At 58.5% G+C, this 16685-nt stretch carries 13 protein-coding genes; 6 read left to right on the top strand and 7 right to left on the bottom strand.

Going from position 1 to position 16685, the window contains the following annotated elements; translation table 11 throughout:
• Positions 1-114 precede the first annotated feature (114 nt).
• Positions 115-366 carry an acyltransferase family protein gene (locus E3T42_RS09490; protein ID WP_134402916.1) on the bottom strand — a complete coding sequence of 84 codons (252 nt, stop codon included), beginning with the start codon at positions 364-366 and terminating at the stop codon, positions 115-117.
• A gap of 700 nt (positions 367-1066) precedes the next feature.
• The gene (locus E3T42_RS09485; protein ID WP_134402915.1) at positions 1067-1555 is read right to left on the bottom strand and encodes a hypothetical protein; all 489 of its coding nucleotides are present in this window, start codon (positions 1553-1555) and stop codon (positions 1067-1069) included.
• 349 nt (positions 1556-1904) lie between these two features.
• On the opposite strand from E3T42_RS09485, the gene E3T42_RS09480 reads away from it, so the two are divergent.
• From E3T42_RS09480 to E3T42_RS09460, 5 genes are read left to right on the top strand one after another with little or no spacing between them, the layout of a single operon-like run.
• Entirely contained in the window at positions 1905-2756 is an 852-nt protein-coding gene (locus E3T42_RS09480; protein ID WP_166805322.1) for a glycosyltransferase, read from the top strand.
• Between the two features lie 33 nt (positions 2757-2789).
• A complete protein-coding gene (locus tag E3T42_RS09475) occupies positions 2790-4163 on the top strand; it encodes an oligosaccharide flippase family protein (RefSeq protein WP_134402913.1) in 1374 nt (457 codons plus the stop codon).
• A complete protein-coding gene (locus E3T42_RS09470) occupies positions 4150-5715 on the top strand; it encodes a hypothetical protein (RefSeq protein ID WP_134402912.1) in 1566 nt (521 codons plus the stop codon). The genes E3T42_RS09475 and E3T42_RS09470 overlap by 14 nt, the downstream gene beginning before the upstream one ends.
• 38 nt (positions 5716-5753) lie before the next feature.
• Entirely contained in the window at positions 5754-6974 is a 1221-nt protein-coding gene (locus E3T42_RS09465) for a glycosyltransferase family 4 protein (protein ID WP_166805321.1), read from the top strand.
• Between the two features lie 15 nt (positions 6975-6989).
• Entirely contained in the window at positions 6990-8174 is a 1185-nt protein-coding gene (locus tag E3T42_RS09460) for a glycosyltransferase family 4 protein (RefSeq protein WP_134402910.1), read from the top strand.
• Between the two features lie 115 nt (positions 8175-8289).
• Here the strand turns inward: E3T42_RS09460 and wecB are convergent, their stop codons facing one another.
• Positions 8290-9453, bottom strand: a complete 1164-nt coding sequence (wecB, locus tag E3T42_RS09455) for a non-hydrolyzing UDP-N-acetylglucosamine 2-epimerase (RefSeq protein ID WP_134402919.1) — start codon at positions 9451-9453, stop codon at positions 8290-8292.
• A complete protein-coding gene (locus tag E3T42_RS09450; RefSeq protein ID WP_134402909.1) occupies positions 9453-10484 on the bottom strand; it encodes a polysaccharide biosynthesis protein in 1032 nt (343 codons plus the stop codon). Before E3T42_RS09450 ends, wecB begins: the two co-directional genes overlap by 1 nt.
• 202 nt (positions 10485-10686) lie before the next feature.
• Here E3T42_RS09450 and E3T42_RS09445 point away from each other — a divergent pair, with 202 nt between their 5' ends.
• Positions 10687-11562 carry an SDR family oxidoreductase gene (locus tag E3T42_RS09445; RefSeq protein ID WP_134402908.1) on the top strand — a complete coding sequence of 292 codons (876 nt, stop codon included), beginning with the start codon at positions 10687-10689 and terminating at the stop codon, positions 11560-11562.
• Positions 11563-11588: 26 nt separating this feature from the next.
• Here the strand turns inward: E3T42_RS09445 and E3T42_RS09440 are convergent, their stop codons facing one another.
• From E3T42_RS09440 to E3T42_RS09430, 3 genes are all read right to left on the bottom strand, one after another.
• Positions 11589-12866, bottom strand: coding sequence for a glycosyltransferase family 4 protein (locus tag E3T42_RS09440; protein WP_134402907.1), 1278 nt, complete (start codon positions 12864-12866; stop codon positions 11589-11591).
• Positions 12863-14659, bottom strand: coding sequence for an NAD-dependent epimerase/dehydratase family protein (locus E3T42_RS09435; RefSeq protein WP_166805320.1), 1797 nt, complete (start codon positions 14657-14659; stop codon positions 12863-12865). Before E3T42_RS09435 ends, E3T42_RS09440 begins: the two co-directional genes overlap by 4 nt.
• A gap of 212 nt (positions 14660-14871) precedes the next feature.
• Positions 14872-16668, bottom strand: a complete 1797-nt coding sequence (locus E3T42_RS09430) for a nucleoside-diphosphate sugar epimerase/dehydratase (RefSeq protein ID WP_134402905.1) — start codon at positions 16666-16668, stop codon at positions 14872-14874.
• Between the last annotated feature and the right edge of the window lie 17 nt (positions 16669-16685).

The raw sequence follows: 16685 nt of genomic DNA, 5'->3' as shown, positions 1-16685 counted from the left end.
CACCAAAATCCGACTCATCACCCGAATCGCCTTCGGCTTCAAATCACCCGACGCCCTCATCGCCCTCGCCATGCTCAGCCTCGGCGGCCACAAACCAGTGCTCCCCGGCCGGGTTTAACCCACGGTTACGACAGGAGAGCCCTTTTGGGCGCGCATTTCACGTGTTTCAGGATCGAGTTGGGTGTACACGAGGATGAAGCCTGACAGCAAGAAGAACAGTGACACCCCGATGTAGCCAGTGCGAACGAAGTTCATCGCCCACCCCGGCCACCCTTGGGCGAATGTGCCGGAGAGGTGGCCGACGAGGACGTGGAGCGCTGCGACAAAACGCAGGCCGGTCAGGGCGTGGAGCACGCGTAGTGGCATGCGCTCAGTCAACCATGGGGATTACCGCCGCTTCGACCGTGACATATGCCAAATTCCCTGGTCTGCTCGGGCACAGACTACCCGGCGCGGACCTTCATCGCCACCACGTGGTTAGAAAGCTGAGGCGCATGGTGAGGCTGGCCTCGGCAGCGAACTCCGACAGGGCAATCAGGCGCCATGCTCGACAAAACCGCGATGGGAGGTGTCGTGCCTGGCGACTGGTCCACCAACACGTTATTGGGGCACACGCGAGTTCACGGGGCAGAGTAGTGATCCAACGCGGGAAAGCCATCGACGTCATGTCCAAGCGAATCTGTCCATGCGATCTTGCAGCGGCGGAGGAAGCTACGTTGTACAAGGCGCCCCATCACGACCAAGCAGGATCTCTCAACTGCCAGGTTGATTGGGCGCTCGCATCTGGCAACCGCGGTGGCGGCGAAGGTGTCGGAGGGCTGCCCCGCAAGATCGGGCCGCCTCGAAGTTCGACGCCCCCTTTGGAGCGACAGACCGGTTGAAAACTGCGTCCACGGGAAAGACGATTCGACACCTCCCCACCGAGTGCCGGCGAGTCCCGGACATCGCCGGAGTGCGGCTTGAAGCTGAGGCCAAGAACAGCCACCTTGGCCGTGTATAGACGAGCTTGTCGAGCGTCTGCAGGGTGATCGCGACGACCCGCTGGCGCTGCCGCAGATTGATGGCGTCAACCTCCTTCAGGAAGGCGACAGAGGCGCCCCGCCGAGTTCTTCAGCACGGGGCGTGAACTGAGGATCGCCGTCGACGCGACCAATGGCTTCACTGCCCGAATAACCACGTCGTTTGAGACGGCGGCGACCTCCCGCACGGCCGAGAGATTCGCACCCAGGAATGGGATGAGTTCGACCCTGCGCCAGACCGGATGGCTGGTGAGCGAACGCGCACTCTCGGTGTGCTTCGCCAGGTCGTCAACAGACGATATCGACCCGGCGGAATCCCCTGACAGCAACTGGGCCTTGATCGTTGAGGCTAGAGGAATCGCCGCTTGAAGTTCCGCTTTCACCGCCAGTAATCGAACCCCCACCCGAGAAACAATGACGAGACTGACTCCAATAGAGACAACTACCCACCGGAACCACCGCCGACGATGGACTCGGGGCTTGTCTTCAAGCACAGCGGATAAATGCGGGTCAGAAGAACTCTTCATTTCAGCCACGGAGCAATTGAATCGGTTCCAAGTCGAATTTGAGGTCTGGAGAGACTCATCACATAGATGGACTCCCATGACTGGAGAGGCAGCCGTTCAGGGCCTGGGCTAGACTCCTCTGAGGCAACGGATGTCCATAGCGACAGCAATGAAGTCCGGGAGTGCCGAAGTGAGGTTGAGACATTTCTCGCCCACGCAGCTTATTCGTCGGGGGAAGCGATACATTTTGGCTCGAATTATGGTGGTCGGACCGTTAGACGCGGATTCATTTGCCGACAATGTCACGGACACTCTGCGGCGTCTCGGACACGACGTCCGTGCGGCGGGGCCGGCTCGAGCGCGACCCAAATCCGACCGCTTGGCGAATCTGATTTCGATACTTGGCGATCGACTCCCGCGCCAGGACGCTCTGCTCCAGCGTCACCTCATCGCACAGGAGCGTGACTTCAAACCGGATGTGATTCTCACGACGGACCGAACGATACAACCGGCCGTAGTGCGGGAGTTGCGCTCGGGTGGAGCGAAAATCGCGCTCTGGTTTCCCGACCACGTCAGCAACATGGGCCGTCACGATCTTTTTCTCGCCGGCTACGATCGGATCTTCTTCAAGAACCCTGTCTTGGTTAGGCAACTGACATCCATCCATGGCGTTGCTGCGACTTACATGCCCGAGGCGTGCAATCCCTCCTGGCACAGACCAGACGCTGACTATGGGACGGTCGAAGAAATCGCCTTGGTGGGAAACGTGCACCCCACCCGCGCGCTGCTGCTGGACCGCATGGTCCGGGCGGGACTTCCTCTCCGGATCTATGGCCCCCGACTTGCGCGATGGATTGACCTCCCGGCTCTCGAGTCTGTCCATTCCGGGATGAGCGTGCACCGGGAGCAGAAGGCACGGACGTTCCGCAGTGCCCGGGTGGTGCTGAACAACCTTCATCCTGGGGAATACGCAGGCGTGAACTGTCGCCTTTTCGAAGCGGCAGGCTCGGGGGCTGCTGCCCTCACAGAATCGCGGGAGGGGCTGAGTGATCTTTTCGATGAAGGAAATGAAGTGATGACCTTCGCGAGCTTTGATGAACTCGTCGAGAAGTGCAATTTTCTCCTGAGCAACCGAGCCGCAGGCGCGGCCATGGGCGATGCTGCCGCCCGCCGTGCGCATCGAGACCACACGTACGATGTGCGGCTGCCCACGCTTCTCGGGTCATTGTGACCTCCGCCGAACCTGTCGGCTGAAAGTCGACGCTTGATAAGGGTACTGAAACGCGCACTTTCGACAGCCTTTGCGGCGCGTCGTCATGCCGTGGTCCATGCGGCGGGAACGAACCTTGTAATCGTGGGCTTGACTACCACTGCGGGGATTGTCATTTCCCGCACCCTGGGAGTGGAAGGACGCGGTTATTACGCGGCCATCATGGCTTGGTTCGCCTTCGCCCAAGTACTGGGCGAGCTCGGTCAGAGCGGATCCGTCACATTCTGGGTGGCCAGAGCGTCCAACCATAAGAAAGACTATGTCGCATCGTCGCGAGTGTTGATGCTGATAGCAGGCGGCACAGTGAGCGCCCTGGGCATTCTGATGTCCGGTGTTTTGGCGCAAGGGGTCGAGAGCGTCACAACGAGCTATCGGATAGCGTTTTTCGGCTGCCTGCTAAATAGTATTTGTGCCGCCTCCGTGTACGCCCTCCAATCTGTATCGATCAAGCGATGGAACGTCGTACGGCTGTGCCAACCAGTCGCATATGTCGCAATTGTCTGGGCATTTTCCGTTTTAGGAATTCTCGACATCATTTGGTTATCGGTGGCATTGGTGCTGAGTATCGCGGCGCAATTCACGGTGGCAATGTTCCATAGTTACAAAGTGGGTCTGGCAGGGGGGCGACCTCGACGAGCGCTACTCGGGGATCTCGCTCGCTATGGCACCGCGTACGCGGGGTCAGCGATACCCGCATCCCTGTCCTCGCAATTTGACCGACTGGTGCTCTCCCGAATCGCCACCCCGACGGATCTCGGGCAATACGCGGTTGCATCGTCGGTCGCGAGCCTTGCCTTTCCTTTCTCGACGGCGGTGGCCAGCGTTGTGTTCCCACAGTCTGCCAACGACCAGCTTTCAGAAATGGAGAGGCGCCACATTGAGCGCCGCGCGATATTTGGTGCCACTGCAGTCAGCGCAGCCGTATCAGTTCTCGTGGCCGTTGCTGTCGCGCCTCTTATTCCATTCGTGTTCGGCCAAGCCTTTTCAGATGCGGTCGGCCTTGTGTGGTGGATCGTCCCCGCGATTCTGTTCCGGTCGATCTCTCAGGTCATTGGCGCCCTGCTGAGGGGAAGGCACAAGCCGGGCTTAGTCACCTACGGACAGCTTCTTGGGCTTGCTGTGGGGGCCGTCTCAATTCTCCCTTTCACGAACTGGTTAGGGATTAGAGGCGCTGCGTCTGCGGTGTCCCTGAGCGAACTTACGGTGCTCGCAGTCGCACTTGCGCTGTTGAGGCGTGAGCAGCGCGGTACTGGGACAGACCGCAAGAGCGCAATCGAGACAAATGGTCTTTCATCGCCGACTCAAGCCGGAGTTGCGGTTGGCACCGAGTCCACGTTCCGGGGAAGGCCTGAGGATGGAAACCAGTAGATCCGAGCAGCAAATGAATCATCCGGTTGCCGGCATCAAGGCCCCTTTTGTCGACCTCTCGGCGTCTCGAGCAACGTCGATCAGGCCGCTCCTGCCGTTCATTCTGTTGGCGCTCGCCTTGATCTCTGTTTACGGCGCCGTCACCGCTGGAGGTCTCGAGGGAGAAATCGTCTGGGGCTCGGTCGCCTTGGGTAGTTACCTCTCGGGTGTCTTCGTGTTGTTGTTTTCGGGGTCTAAGAGCTATGGCCTGTATGACCTCCGCCTGGGCGCCTGGTTTCTTGCCTTCGGCGCATTGGCCTTCGGTTTGGCAACCATGTCGATCACGCTGCCGCAGACGGGTGCGGCAGAACTTGTAGACAAGTCGATCATTCCGGCAGCGCTTCTGATCGTGGGTTTGTCCTTCACTCTTTGGGCAATCGGATACGCGTTGGGGCGTGCCCAGATCTTTCGCATACCGTTCAGGTGGGGCCAGTCCGTCGTCACCTCACGGTTGTCACAAAATGTACGGGGCCCGGGCGCGCTTCTTCTGGTCTTCGCGCTCGGCCTGATCGCTGACGCACTGACAGTGTCGATCTCAGGCAGCTACGGATATCTGGGCGATTCCTCCACGGTCACTTCCGCCGATGCGACTTGGTACGCCCAACCACTGATGATCCTGTCCGGGCTGAAGTCAATTGCCCTCTTCGGGCTCGCAGTGCGGGTCTTCATCTCGAAACTCGACAAGATGATTACGTTCCTCATCCCGACACTCCTAGTCGCTCTTGCACTGAGTCTCCTCACCGGAATGAAGGAGACGTTCGTTGCCACAATGGTCAGTGTCGCCATCCCGTTCTTCCTGGGAGATTTCAAATGGCGGATGGTCTCCATAGCTGCTGTCGTGCTCGTCTTCGTGTTCATCGTTACCCCGTCGATCACCGGCTTCCGGGAAGATATTCGCGGCGAGTCGGGGCGCCTCGACGTTATGAGCTCACTTTCACTTGGCGTGCAGAAGATCTTCGCTTTTGACGAATATCTCAGCAGGCCTAGCAACGGGACGGACAGCTCCAACGGGGCTAGCACGGTTGCACGTATTCGACTGATTGACAACCTCGCGCTGATCATGACCAAGACACCGGTGGAGATCGGTTACAGGCCCGCAATTGAGGTAATCGCTGCCCCGGTCACTGCACTGATCCCTCGTCTTTTCTGGGTAGACAAGCCCGTTCGAATCTCAGGCTACGACTTCTATCGAACGTATTATCAGGGCACGTCTCAAAGTTCGAGCGCGATCACGCTCCAAGGTTCGCTGTACATGTACGGCGGTATTTGGGTACTTTGCCTTGGCATGGTCCTTGTCGGTGCGATCATGAGGGCCCTCGATGACGCACTCGACGCGCAGAATAACCTGCATGGCGCCCTGTTCTTCAGCGTTCTCGTGATGATCATCGCGAAACAGGAGATGGACGTCGCCGAGTTCCTGGCATCTGTGCCGACCTTGACGGTCATATGCGCGCTGGGCGCCCTTTTGATTTTCGACAGGGCCCAGCCTCTGTCTAACGCAAGAGTTCGCTGATTCGTGTCGCAGGAAAAAGTCGTAAACGAAGGATGCAAATGGTGAGGATCGCTCTTGTCGTGCCAGAGTACAGAACTGAATCGGGAGTCGGTGGTGGTATCACCACCATGGCGGATTCAATCTTGAAGGATCTTGCGTTTGTCCCCGACTGGAGTACTGACGTGATTTCCCTTCGAATGTCGAGGCGAGCTCCGCAAAGCGTCCGCCTCCTGGCTCCCCACAGCTGGTTCAAAGGTCCTCGTCTGGAGGAGCGACGATATGGCACTACACGAATCATAGATGTCGGTTCACATCTCGCAGAGTTCGAAACCTTTCGCTACCTGCCCCGCCGATCGCTCGATCGCCTTCTCGGTCAATACGATATCGCCTTGGTCTTATCGGGGTCTCCGGCGCCAGCCGTCGCAATACGACGAATGCGCATGCCTATAGTCTCGTATCCAGCCACACTCATTTCTGAAGAGCGCCAAAGCCTCCTGTCTTCTGCAAAGGGTCTGCGGCGCGTCTTCATGGGGCTCAACACTTGGATAACGGGCAGACTCGACGAGGCCGGCCTCCGGCTTGCCGACTCTGTATTAGTGATCAACCCATGGATGCTAGAAGAGTGTCAGCGTCGCGGTTTGTCGGACGCTATCCTCGCGCCCCCGGGTATCGACACCGACTTCTTCACGCCTGCTGAGAGAACACAGCGGGACGGATACATTTTGACCGTTGGGCGATTGGCCGATCCGAGAAAGAGAATCGGTGACCTCATCCGGGCCTACAAGGTGGCCCGAGAATTGGACCCAAACGTCCCTCGCTTGGTGCTGGCTGGGCGCGAGAAGCCGGCAGAGGCCGATCTTCGTCTAATAGTAGATCTCCAACTCATCGATCACGTAGACGTACTCGCCCCCGTGGCACCAGAAAACCTCGCGGCAATCTACCAAGGCGCGAGCATTTTCGTGCTCCCGTCTTCTGAGGAAGGGTTGGGGATCGTCCTTCTGGAGGCCATGGCTTGCGGACTCCCGGTGATCTCCACGGACACGGAAGGCGGCAAGTACGTAATCAGCGCACCGCCCATCGGCGGTCGACTCGTGAGTCTAGGACCAGGAGTCGAGTCCCGACTTGGAGAAATGTTGGTCCAATTGTCCCAGGATGAACATCTCCGCAGCAGCCTGGGGATTGAGGGCCGGGAGCGCGTACTGAGCACTTTTTCACAGCAGGCGGCTGCAGAACGTTTACGAAGCACCATCCATAAGTCACTATTGCCAACTTTGCACTAGGTGAGCGGATAACGCATGTTGAAAGTTACCAATGGGCGCAAATGGGTCGTGGCTGTATTTGCGCCGGGGTTTCCGCCGGCATCCCTCGGCGGAGGACCGATTCGGACGCTCGAAGCACTGGTGGAAAGCGCCTCCGCCGACTTCGACGTGAGAGTCATCACTCCGGACAGAGACCATGGGGCTACGGCAAGACTCGCCGTGGCCGGAAATCGCTGGCTAGATCATGGAGCGGCGCGAGTTTATTTTGCGTCCACCAACAGAGTGCGCCTGCTCGCCAAAGCGCTGCTCGCCGTCAGAGCTCAGCGCCCAATGGTCCTCTACTTGAATAGCTTCTTCCACCCCACCTTGTCAGTTCTTCCCCAGCTGCTCATGACCCTGGGCTTCTGGGGAAGACCTATACGTCTCCTCGCCCCTCGCGGCGAATTCGGTACTGGTGCGCTTCTGCGGTCCACAACGAAGAAGCGCCTATACATCTTCTTCTACAAGGCGCTTTCCTTGCACCGCAGGGTCTATTGGCATGCCTCATCGGCAGCCGAGGCTGGGGACATCGTCCGGGAATGGGGAAACTCTGCACGGATTCTTGTTCGCGAAGATGAGACATCGCTGCCCCGCCACGCTCGCGCCGCCCCCCGTAACGACCTGAACAATGTCTTGCAGGTGAATTTTGTGTTTCTCGGACGACTGGTCGAGCACAAAGGACTACTGATCCTGCTCGATGCATTGCAGAACGTGAATTCGGCCGTGAACCTCGACATCTACGGTCCCGAGGAAGATGCACTGTACCTTGTGGCCTGCCGAGAGAGCGCGAACCGACTGCCGGCTCACGTTACCGCACGGTTCATGGGACCGGTCAAGCCGGACGAAGTACGTGACCGCTTATGCTCCTACGATGCACTCCTCCTGCCAACCGCTGGAGAGAACTTCGGGCACGTCATTGCTGAGGCGTTGTCCGTCTCTTGCCCTGTCGTTTGCACGCCATACACGCCCTGGACCTCTGTCCTTACCGATGGGGGTGGCAGCCTCGTATCCGATCAGTCTCCAGAGCGTTGGAGGACTGCGATCGCTGGCTATGCAGCGCAATCGCTGGAGGAAAGATCCGCAGGCCGCGCCGCCGCTGGTGCAGCTTACGACCGTTGGATGTCGCAATTGAAAGGTCCACACATCTTCGAAATGCTGAGATTTGCGGACGAGAGCAAGTAACCCAACAGCTATAACGCATCCCTGTCGAGTGATTCGGCTCACAGCCGCTGCGCGCGCTCGATGCTCGATTAGGGGAAGCTGCAGCCCAAAATATCAGGAGAGCCAACGAGCCGTCTCAGTCGGTTGGCCGAATTCCCGTTCTCTGGTGGTGAGAATGGGCGGTGGAAAGTAGGAAAGCCAGGACACGATGGGATGTGTTCGTGATCAGGTACTCATCTGGGACGGTTGTCTTCCAAGTTCCCGAAAGAGCAAATGTCACTGCTTGGAGGACGCTTTTTGTCGAAATCCCAGTGGAAATGATCGCCCCCGCGTCCAGGGCTTCAGGCCGTTCGATGAAATCTCGCAGAGTGACGGCCGGAAAACCTAGCAGCGCCGACTCTTCGCTTATCGTGCCACTGTCAGAAAGCACCAACTTGGCGGACTGTTGGAGCTTCACGTAGTCGTTGAAACCAAATGGTGGGTGGAACTGTAGCTTGTCTTTCAGCCCATCCGATTGTCCTTCCAACCGTTTACGTGTGCGGGGGTGCGTTGAGACAAGCATCGGTAGCTCATACTTATCGACGATCTGACCGAGCGCCTCCAGAACCGAGGTCAGGCGTCCTGGAGCATCCACGTTTTCTTCCCGGTGCATGCTGACCAAGAAGTAGCCACGTTCTTTCAATCCCATTCGCGTCAATACCTCGCTACGAGCGATTGACTCCGCATTCTCGGCTAGGACTTCATGCATCGGCGAGCCTGTGAGGAGAATGCGAGACGGATGGATCCCCTCAGCGAGCAAATTTCGTCGAGCGTGTTCTGTATACACGAGGTTATAGTCGGAAATGTGATCCACGAGACGACGATTGATCTCCTCAGGAACGTTTTCATCGAACGATCTGTTGCCAGCCTCCATATGGTAGACGGGTATCTTCATTCTCTTTGCAATGAGCGCTGATATGGAGCTGTTTGTATCGCCCAGTATTACCAGCGCATCCGGGCGTTGCTCGGCTAGGACAGCCTCCGTCTTGATCAGAACTGATCCGAGCACTGTGCCGAGCGAAGTCGTATCAACTCCGAGAAAGATATCGGGAGATCGCAATCCCAAGTCCTCAAAGAAGATCTCGTTCAACTCATAGTCGTAATTCTGACCGGTGTGCACCAGCACATGTTCAGTGAAGGCGTCCAGGAGCTTGATTGTCGGTGCCAGGCGGATTATCTCCGGACGCGTGCCCACTATGGTCACGACCTTGAGCTTGTTCGTCGCCCCCGAAGAATTGCTCAAGAGTTTGCCGCCCGTCATCACGCCTTGGACCATTGTGCGATTTCGTCCCTGACCTCAGGGATGGTCAGGAGCAGCTCCTCGACTCCGTCCACGTCCAACCGTTCCGTCGTGTGGGAGTCGTAGTCGCGGAACATTTCGAGCCCCTCAGTGCCTTCTTCGAAGTACGGCTCATAGTTGAGGTCACGACTGTCGGGATTGATACGGAAGTAGTCACCCATATCGTCTGCTCGTGCAAGCTCTGCACCACTTGCCAAACATTCGGATAGCTTCTCCGCGTGTCTTGTGCCGATAACGCTCACATTCGGACGGACGCCGAACAGATGACCGAGAGCCTCCACCAAGTCCCCGATGGTGCATGATGGGGCCTTTCGAATGAAAAGATCCCCCTGACTCGCATTAACAAAGGCATGCTCAACTAGTTCGACTGAACCGACCAAGGACATCATGAAACGCGTCATCGAAGGATCAGTGACCGTGATCTGCTTTGACTGCGTGATCTGCCGAATGAACAGGGGGATCACAGAGCCTCTGGAGTACATCACGTTGCCGTAACGCACGCACGACACCGTCGTCACCGCGTTCGGGTTGTTGAGGCCATGGGATTGGGCCACCTTTTCCATCATGGCCTTGCTCATGCCCATGGCATTGATTGGGTAAACAGCCTTGTCAGTACTCAGGCAAACAAGTGACTTGACTCCATGGGTTTCACTTGCCCGAATGACATTCTCGCTGCCGAGGATATTGGTCCTGACAGCTTCAAGCGGAAAGAATTCACAGGATGGCACTTGTTTCAAGGCTGCAGCGTGGAATACATAGTCAACATCGCGAGTGGCTCGATCAACGCTCAGGTAGTCACGGACATCGCCGACGTAAAATCTCAGCCGAGAGTCACCGAATTTGTGACGCATCGCATCCTGCTTGGCTTCATCTCTGCTCAGCACACGTACCTCGGACGCTCCCCGGCCAAGCAGCGCCTCAGTCACCGTCTGACCGAAGGAGCCGGTACCACCCGTTATGAGGATTCGCTTTCCCTCGTAGTCAGGTTTCATAGCCATTTTTCCCCCAGGTATCTTTGTTGCCCTATCAGACGGCGCGCGGCCCCCGCGGGCCCATTGCGCCTCATCACCAAGAACTAAAGCCACGTTGACGTTCGAGTTCCCTCACCCTGATAATCAAGGCCATTGACATTCTCCCACAGGCACACCGAGCTGCCCGCCTGTCATAACTCTGCAGGTCCGATAGCTTGGATATATGAATATGAAGGTACTGGTTCTCGGTGGCGCCGGCATGTTGGGAAGCGCAATAGTTCGCCGACTTGAACAATTCGATATGCAGGCCACCGTTACTGGCCGAAGCGCCGCACCCTCATCAGCCCTGATCAGCCGAGTCCAATTCGCAGTGGGCGATCGTGGCTTGCAGTCCCTCCTCCAGAGCTACGGTTCAGGGGACGTCGTCGTCAACTGCATCGGTCTGATCAAGCACCACTTGGATGATGCCGATAGGCAACTTCGATTGGACGCTATCCGGGTAAACGCGGAATTCCCTTATGTCCTGGCTGAAATCGCAGAACGCCAAGGCTTCCGCGTAATTCAAATCGCAACCGATTGCGTCTACTCCGGATCACGAGGCTCCTACGTCGAGACTTCGGTCCACGACGCGAATGACGTATACGGGAAAACAAAGAGTCTCGGTGAAGTTCCGAGTCCTCACTTCCTGAACTTGCGTTGTTCAATAATCGGCCGTGAGCTCGCTGGGAGCACATCGCTCATCGAGTGGATCCTCTCACAGCCGGCACAAGGTACTATCCGCGGGTTCACCGACCACCATTGGAACGGTCTGACCACGGACACCTTCGCCAGCATCGCAGTTGGACTTATTTCTTCCCGAACTGAACTTTCAGGAACCTTCCACGTGATCCCGGCAGATCAGGTAACGAAGAACGAATTGGTTCAGTTAGTTCTACGGCGATTCGGGAGAGAAGACGTCACAGTGGTTCCCACTGTGACGGGGAACGCAGTCGATCGCACGCTTGCCACACTTCACCCCGAAACGAACAACGCGTTATGGGACCTCAGTGAGTTCTCCGGACCCCCCACAATTGAACAAATGGTTCTATCTCTCGCATAGTGCCGGGTGGAAGCGTTGCCCGTGAGCTAGGCATTTACGCGAGAGCCACTGAAACGGCTGAAAGTGCTGAAAGTGCTGAAGGCACGAGTGACATTCGCAGCAAGCACCGCCGACGAGAGGTTCTCCTCGTAGTAGAAGCGTCCGAGCTTTGCCATATCACCACGTTGAGAATCTGACAGAGACGCCATTTCCAAGATCTTTGCCGCAAGTGATTCAGCACTGCCCGGCTCGGCGATGAGACCCGCACCACTTTCCTGGATCAGCTGAGCGCCGTCACCCGAAATTTGCCCGATGATAGGCACGCACGAGGCGAGGAGCGATGTAATTTTGCTGGGCATCGTGTATTTGAGGAACTTGCGCTCCGCGAGTGACACAAGCTGAACCTGCGCAGTGGCCATGTATCCAGGAACAAGTTGTTTGTCGACTCGCCCCACGAAATCTACGTTCTTGAGCCCCAAGGCAGCTACACGAGCCTCCAGCTTCGGCCTTGCAATTCCGTCACCAACAACCACGATGTTGATGTCACCGTGCGATCGAATGATCGCCGCCGCGTCGATGAGGCTTTCTAGACCCTGCACGTCTCCGACGGCGCCCGCGTACATGACCGTGAACCGGTCCCTCCATGGAACATCCGGAATTTGTGACGGGCTGAGTTCACTCAAAGGATAAAAGACACTCTCATCGGTCGGATTTGGTGCGTTGACAACGCGCTGCGGATCCAACCGAGGGTTGCGGTCAAGGAGCAGATCCCGAGCCCCCGGAGAACTGACACCGACGAACCCCGCCCGGTCCTCCATCAGGCGGACCAATCCCGACAACATCGTCGACGCTGCCTTCCCAATGAGACCGCCAGGAAACATTCCACTGTCGATAAGCGAATCCGGCCAGAGATCCTGAACTTGCAGGAAGTAGGGCGTTCTCCCCCACCGTGAATGAGCCAGGAGCGGCAGGGAGACGGTGATTGGAGAGTTGTACACCCAGATTCCGTCTACGTTCTTTAGAGCTGAATGACTCAACAAAGTCGCCGACGCAGCGAAGGTTGCGTAGTTCGCAATCCGGCCAAGGCTTGACGAGTTGTGGCTGGGATAGAGAGGAACCCGCGTCAGCGAATACCCGGCCTCCCGGGTGACGGTTCGGAGTCGCTGAGGGTATCCCGGGTAAATGCGCCCGGATGGGTAGTTGGGGAAACCCGTCAGAACCGATACCTCATGGCCGGCTGCAACGAACTCTCGACTGTAAATTCCCGGTATGGCGCCGCCGCCCGGCTCGGGATCAAACCACTGCGATAACACACCAATTCTCAATGGACACGCTCCGTCGCTGTTTCAAAAACCTCTGCAAGGTACGAGTTCTTCTCAAGACCAACCGACCGAGCCCAGGATGCATCTTGGGCCTGACCGAGCCACATGAGCTCAACTCGACGGACTGGTCCCCTGAGCGACGGAATGAAAGAGCCGAACAGATAGCCACCAGCGATGAGCGCTCGACAAAACCCTGCCGGCAACCGTCGTGGACTCCTCCCACCTGCCAGTTCAAGCACGGAAGATGTCGTCATTCCCTCCCACGGTTGCAGGACGATGCTTGGTACGCTCCCCTTGTGTGCACCCACGCTGACCACGAACTCCACCAGCCCTTTGACGGAACTCACACCTGTCGGTCGGTCCCCCGGGTTCGCGACGGACGCCACTGGTGACTGCGCGAGACGCCGGAGGCGCCCCGTCGTGGTCCTCCCCGCCCCCTGGACGGACGTGGCGCGAAGAATCACTAGCCCCGGAGAGTCGCGGTGCTGCCCATCTCTGACACCGGCCAATAGGGCGGCCTCACCCAGCGCCTTTGACGACGAATAGGGGGAGAGCGGACTTGTCGTGGCGGTCTCATCCAGCACCTTCCGCCGTCCCTGAACTGAGGACGAGCTGAGATGGATCAGCCTCTGCACCTGTGCACGTTCCGCGGCTAGGAGGATCGCAGCAGGAAGAAGCGCGTTGGCCCCGAAAAGAGATTCGCTCGCGCTGGCGCACGGAGAAGCGAGACCAGCCGCGTTCACAACGACGTCCGCTCCCATCATCTCTGCCGCGAGGGAGGCGATGACATCCGAACTTTGCGCCAACAATTCAAGCGTTTCCAGAGCTGTTGCGTTGGGGTTCAGGCGCAATCTGGGCGCGGTCACAGTATCTACTTGAAAACCCTGCAAACGCAGTCCCTCCACCAACGCCGAACCGATGAACCCCGTACCACCAACGACTACCCAGTGCACTGGCACGAACCCCCCATGCTCATATGAATCGACAGGCAGCCATCCGTCCGTCCTCGGAGCTTCAGGCTCCCTGCCTCTCGCCCCTAATACGAGCGGAAGCGACAGGTAGACGGCTGCGACGAAACCGATTCCCGAGGCTGCGACGGAACCTGATGCCACCGAACCAACGAGGCTGAATAGCCCGACCACACTCGCAGTTAGCGTGCCTGTCGTCACGACGAAAGCAGTGTTCAGATGGCTCAAGCCTGTATCGGTGAGTCGCTGGTACACGTGAGAACGATGAGCTTGCTGCCATTCCTCGCCGGCTAGGACGCGTCTGACAAGAGTGAACGCAGTGTCAGCCAAGTAGACAACGAGCGGTGCCATGACCGCTATCGGTGCGACGCCGTCCAGGACTGCGGTGATCGCCGTGATCCCGATGGCACCGCCGAGGAGATAGCTGCCGACATCGCCCAAGAACATGCGGTTTTGCGTCAGGTTCCACGGCAAGAAAGCGGCAAACGAAACTGCGATCACGAGCCCGGTTGCCAACAGCCAGGGCCTTTCGGTCAGCACGCCGATGAGCGCGAATGCCGATCCGACAGCAGCCCCGTGCAGAGCTGATATGCCGTTGATACCATCCATGAAGTTCGCGGCATTCGTGTAACCCGCCAAGGCGACGGCACCAAGGGGAACCCACCACAGGGCCGAACCGGAGTGCCACACGAGAGCGGATGTCGCCACCGCACCAACTGCGAGTTGCACCGAGGCGCGTGTCAGGATGCGCACTCCACGCAGATCCTCGAAGAGGCCAAGGAGTGCCAAAGCGACGCCGGCCAGTCCGATCACCAGGAGTTCGAACATCCAGGGTCGTAGGAACGAGAACAGGGCGGACATCCCGATGAGAAAGCCGAGGAGCGGGGCGATACCAGCACCCCGTAGGACCGGTACAGAGTGCGACGAGCGTTCATTGGGAACATCAACAACTCTAAGACGGGTGAGAATCGGTCGCAGGAGTAGCGGCGCTGTTGCGCTCACTAGGAAGGCACACGAGATCGCAACCCAACCAGCGATCGTCATCGGGCGGAGTCCTGCAGCACCGGGTGTTGGCTCTCGACGCACCTCTCGGACCAACGAACTTTGTCCAGGCTTTCGGGGGAGATCGGCGGAATCTCGGCGTGCGAGATCTTGGGGTGGACGGGGCGATCGCCTCTCTCGTTTTCACCGATGAGTTCTTCGTGCATCTTCTCGCCCGGGCGCAGTCCGGTGAATACGATATCGATGTCCTTGCCGGACATCTCGATCATGCGCTCTGCGACGTCCAGGATTCTCACGGGCTCTCCCATGTCGAGAATGAGGACCTCGGCAGGGCGACCAATGCCGCCGGCTTGTATGACCAACTGGCAGGCTTCGGGAATGGTCATGAAGAAACGAGTCACGTCCGGGTGGGTGATCGTCAGCGGTCCCCCCGCTTCGATCAGGGTGGTGAAGGTGGGCAGCATCGAACCTCGGCTGCCGATGACGTTGCCGAAACGCACGGAGAGGTAGGCGCGGCCGGTTTCCTGCGCGGCCCAGGCGGTGAGCTTCTCGGCGACGCGCTTGGAATGACCCAGTACGCTCGTGGGATTCGCGGCTTTGTCCGTAGAAATGTTCACGAACGTCGTGACCCCGACCGCTTGGGCGGCCTCAAGCACGTTGAGGGTGCCGAGCACATTTGTTTTCCATGCCTCGTCAGGGTATTGCTCGAGCATGGGCAAGTGTTTGAGTGCTGCTGCGTGGAAAACCACCTCGGGCCGCCGCTCGGTGAAAATAGCGTTCAGGGCCTCGGCATCGCGGATATCTGCGAGCACAACATCCTTGGTGTCGAGAAGCCCGTGGCCAAGGATCGAGATCTGGGTGCCCTGCAGTCCCGTCTCATCGCGGTCGAGCATGATGAGTTCGCTCGGGCCGAACTTAGCGATCTGTCGGCAGAGTTCAGAGCCGATGGAACCGCCGGCACCCGTCACGAGCACCCGCTTGCCCGCCAGATACCCGGCGATCGACGCGACGTGAGTATCGACGGGGTGGCGTCCGATCAGGTCTTCGATCGCGATTCCGCGAAGATCGTGCAGGCGAGACTTGCCACTGAGTAGTTCCTCAAGGGGTGGAAGGACCAGGACCTTGAGATGTGCGATCTTTGCCGCGTCGGTGATCGCACGCAGCAAAGTGGCATCGGCCTTGGCAATGGCCACGACCAGTGCGGTTGCTCCGGTAGCTTCCGCTGCGGCGGAGAGCGCGACGCGCGAACCCACCACGCGAACTCCATGGAGCCAGAGATTGCGCTTGAGCGGATCGTCGTCGATGATCCCCACCGGCAGGAATGGCGAGTTGCGGTCGGTGGTCATACGGCGAGCAATCGACGCTCCCATATAACCGCCACCGAAAATGAGGGCCTTCTGAATGTCATCCTTCTGGACCACGGACCGTTCCACGAGCAGGCGCTTGATGTAACGCACTCCGCCCATCAGGACGAAGGCCATCGGCAGCGCAATCAAGACCGTGCTGCGGGGGATGCCCACTGCGGTTCCGGCGACGGCGACCGGGATGCCGAGAACGACCGCTGCGACAAGTACGACCCCGAGCAGCGCTCGCACCTCGGAGAAGCTGCCGTAAATGTGACGCCCTTGATAAAGGTGGTTGGCACCGCCCGCCAGGAACTGGACGAGGCACGCAGCTGCGCACAGTGCCAGGAGCGGCGGCAGGTCAACCAGTTGCACGTCGAACTCATAGCGAAAAATCTCCGCCGTGAGCAAGGCGACAACCAATGCCCCCGCATCGAACGCATACTGAGTCCCGAACCGAACCAGTGGCACGGACCCGTGCAGCTCCTGCATTCTCGTCGTTGCAAAAT

Origin of the sequence: Cryobacterium sp. TMT4-10 (assembly GCF_004403275.1) — a bacterium.
In the GTDB taxonomy this organism is placed as follows: domain Bacteria; phylum Actinomycetota; class Actinomycetes; order Actinomycetales; family Microbacteriaceae; genus Cryobacterium; species Cryobacterium shii.
This window is presented reverse-complemented; position numbering and strand designations above follow the sequence as displayed.

What these genes read in the sequence shown, in the direction of transcription:
- E3T42_RS09450 (WP_134402909.1), bottom strand. Translation starts at nt 10,484, where the DNA reads ATGAAACCTGACTACGAGGGAAAGCGAATCCTCATAACGGGTGGTACC.
- E3T42_RS09490 (WP_134402916.1), bottom strand. Translation starts at nt 366, where the DNA reads ATGCCACTACGCGTGCTCCACGCCCTGACCGGCCTGCGTTTTGTCGCA.
- E3T42_RS09445 (WP_134402908.1), top strand. Translation starts at nt 10,687, where the DNA reads ATGAATATGAAGGTACTGGTTCTCGGTGGCGCCGGCATGTTGGGAAGC.
- E3T42_RS09465 (WP_166805321.1), top strand. Translation starts at nt 5,754, where the DNA reads ATGGTGAGGATCGCTCTTGTCGTGCCAGAGTACAGAACTGAATCGGGA.
- E3T42_RS09460 (WP_134402910.1), top strand. Translation starts at nt 6,990, where the DNA reads ATGTTGAAAGTTACCAATGGGCGCAAATGGGTCGTGGCTGTATTTGCG.
- wecB (WP_134402919.1), bottom strand. Translation starts at nt 9,453, where the DNA reads ATGACGGGCGGCAAACTCTTGAGCAATTCTTCGGGGGCGACGAACAAG.
- E3T42_RS09470 (WP_134402912.1), top strand. Translation starts at nt 4,150, where the DNA reads ATGGAAACCAGTAGATCCGAGCAGCAAATGAATCATCCGGTTGCCGGC.
- E3T42_RS09430 (WP_134402905.1), bottom strand. Translation starts at nt 16,668, where the DNA reads ATGCAGGAGCTGCACGGGTCCGTGCCACTGGTTCGGTTCGGGACTCAG.
- E3T42_RS09435 (WP_166805320.1), bottom strand. Translation starts at nt 14,659, where the DNA reads ATGTTCGAACTCCTGGTGATCGGACTGGCCGGCGTCGCTTTGGCACTC.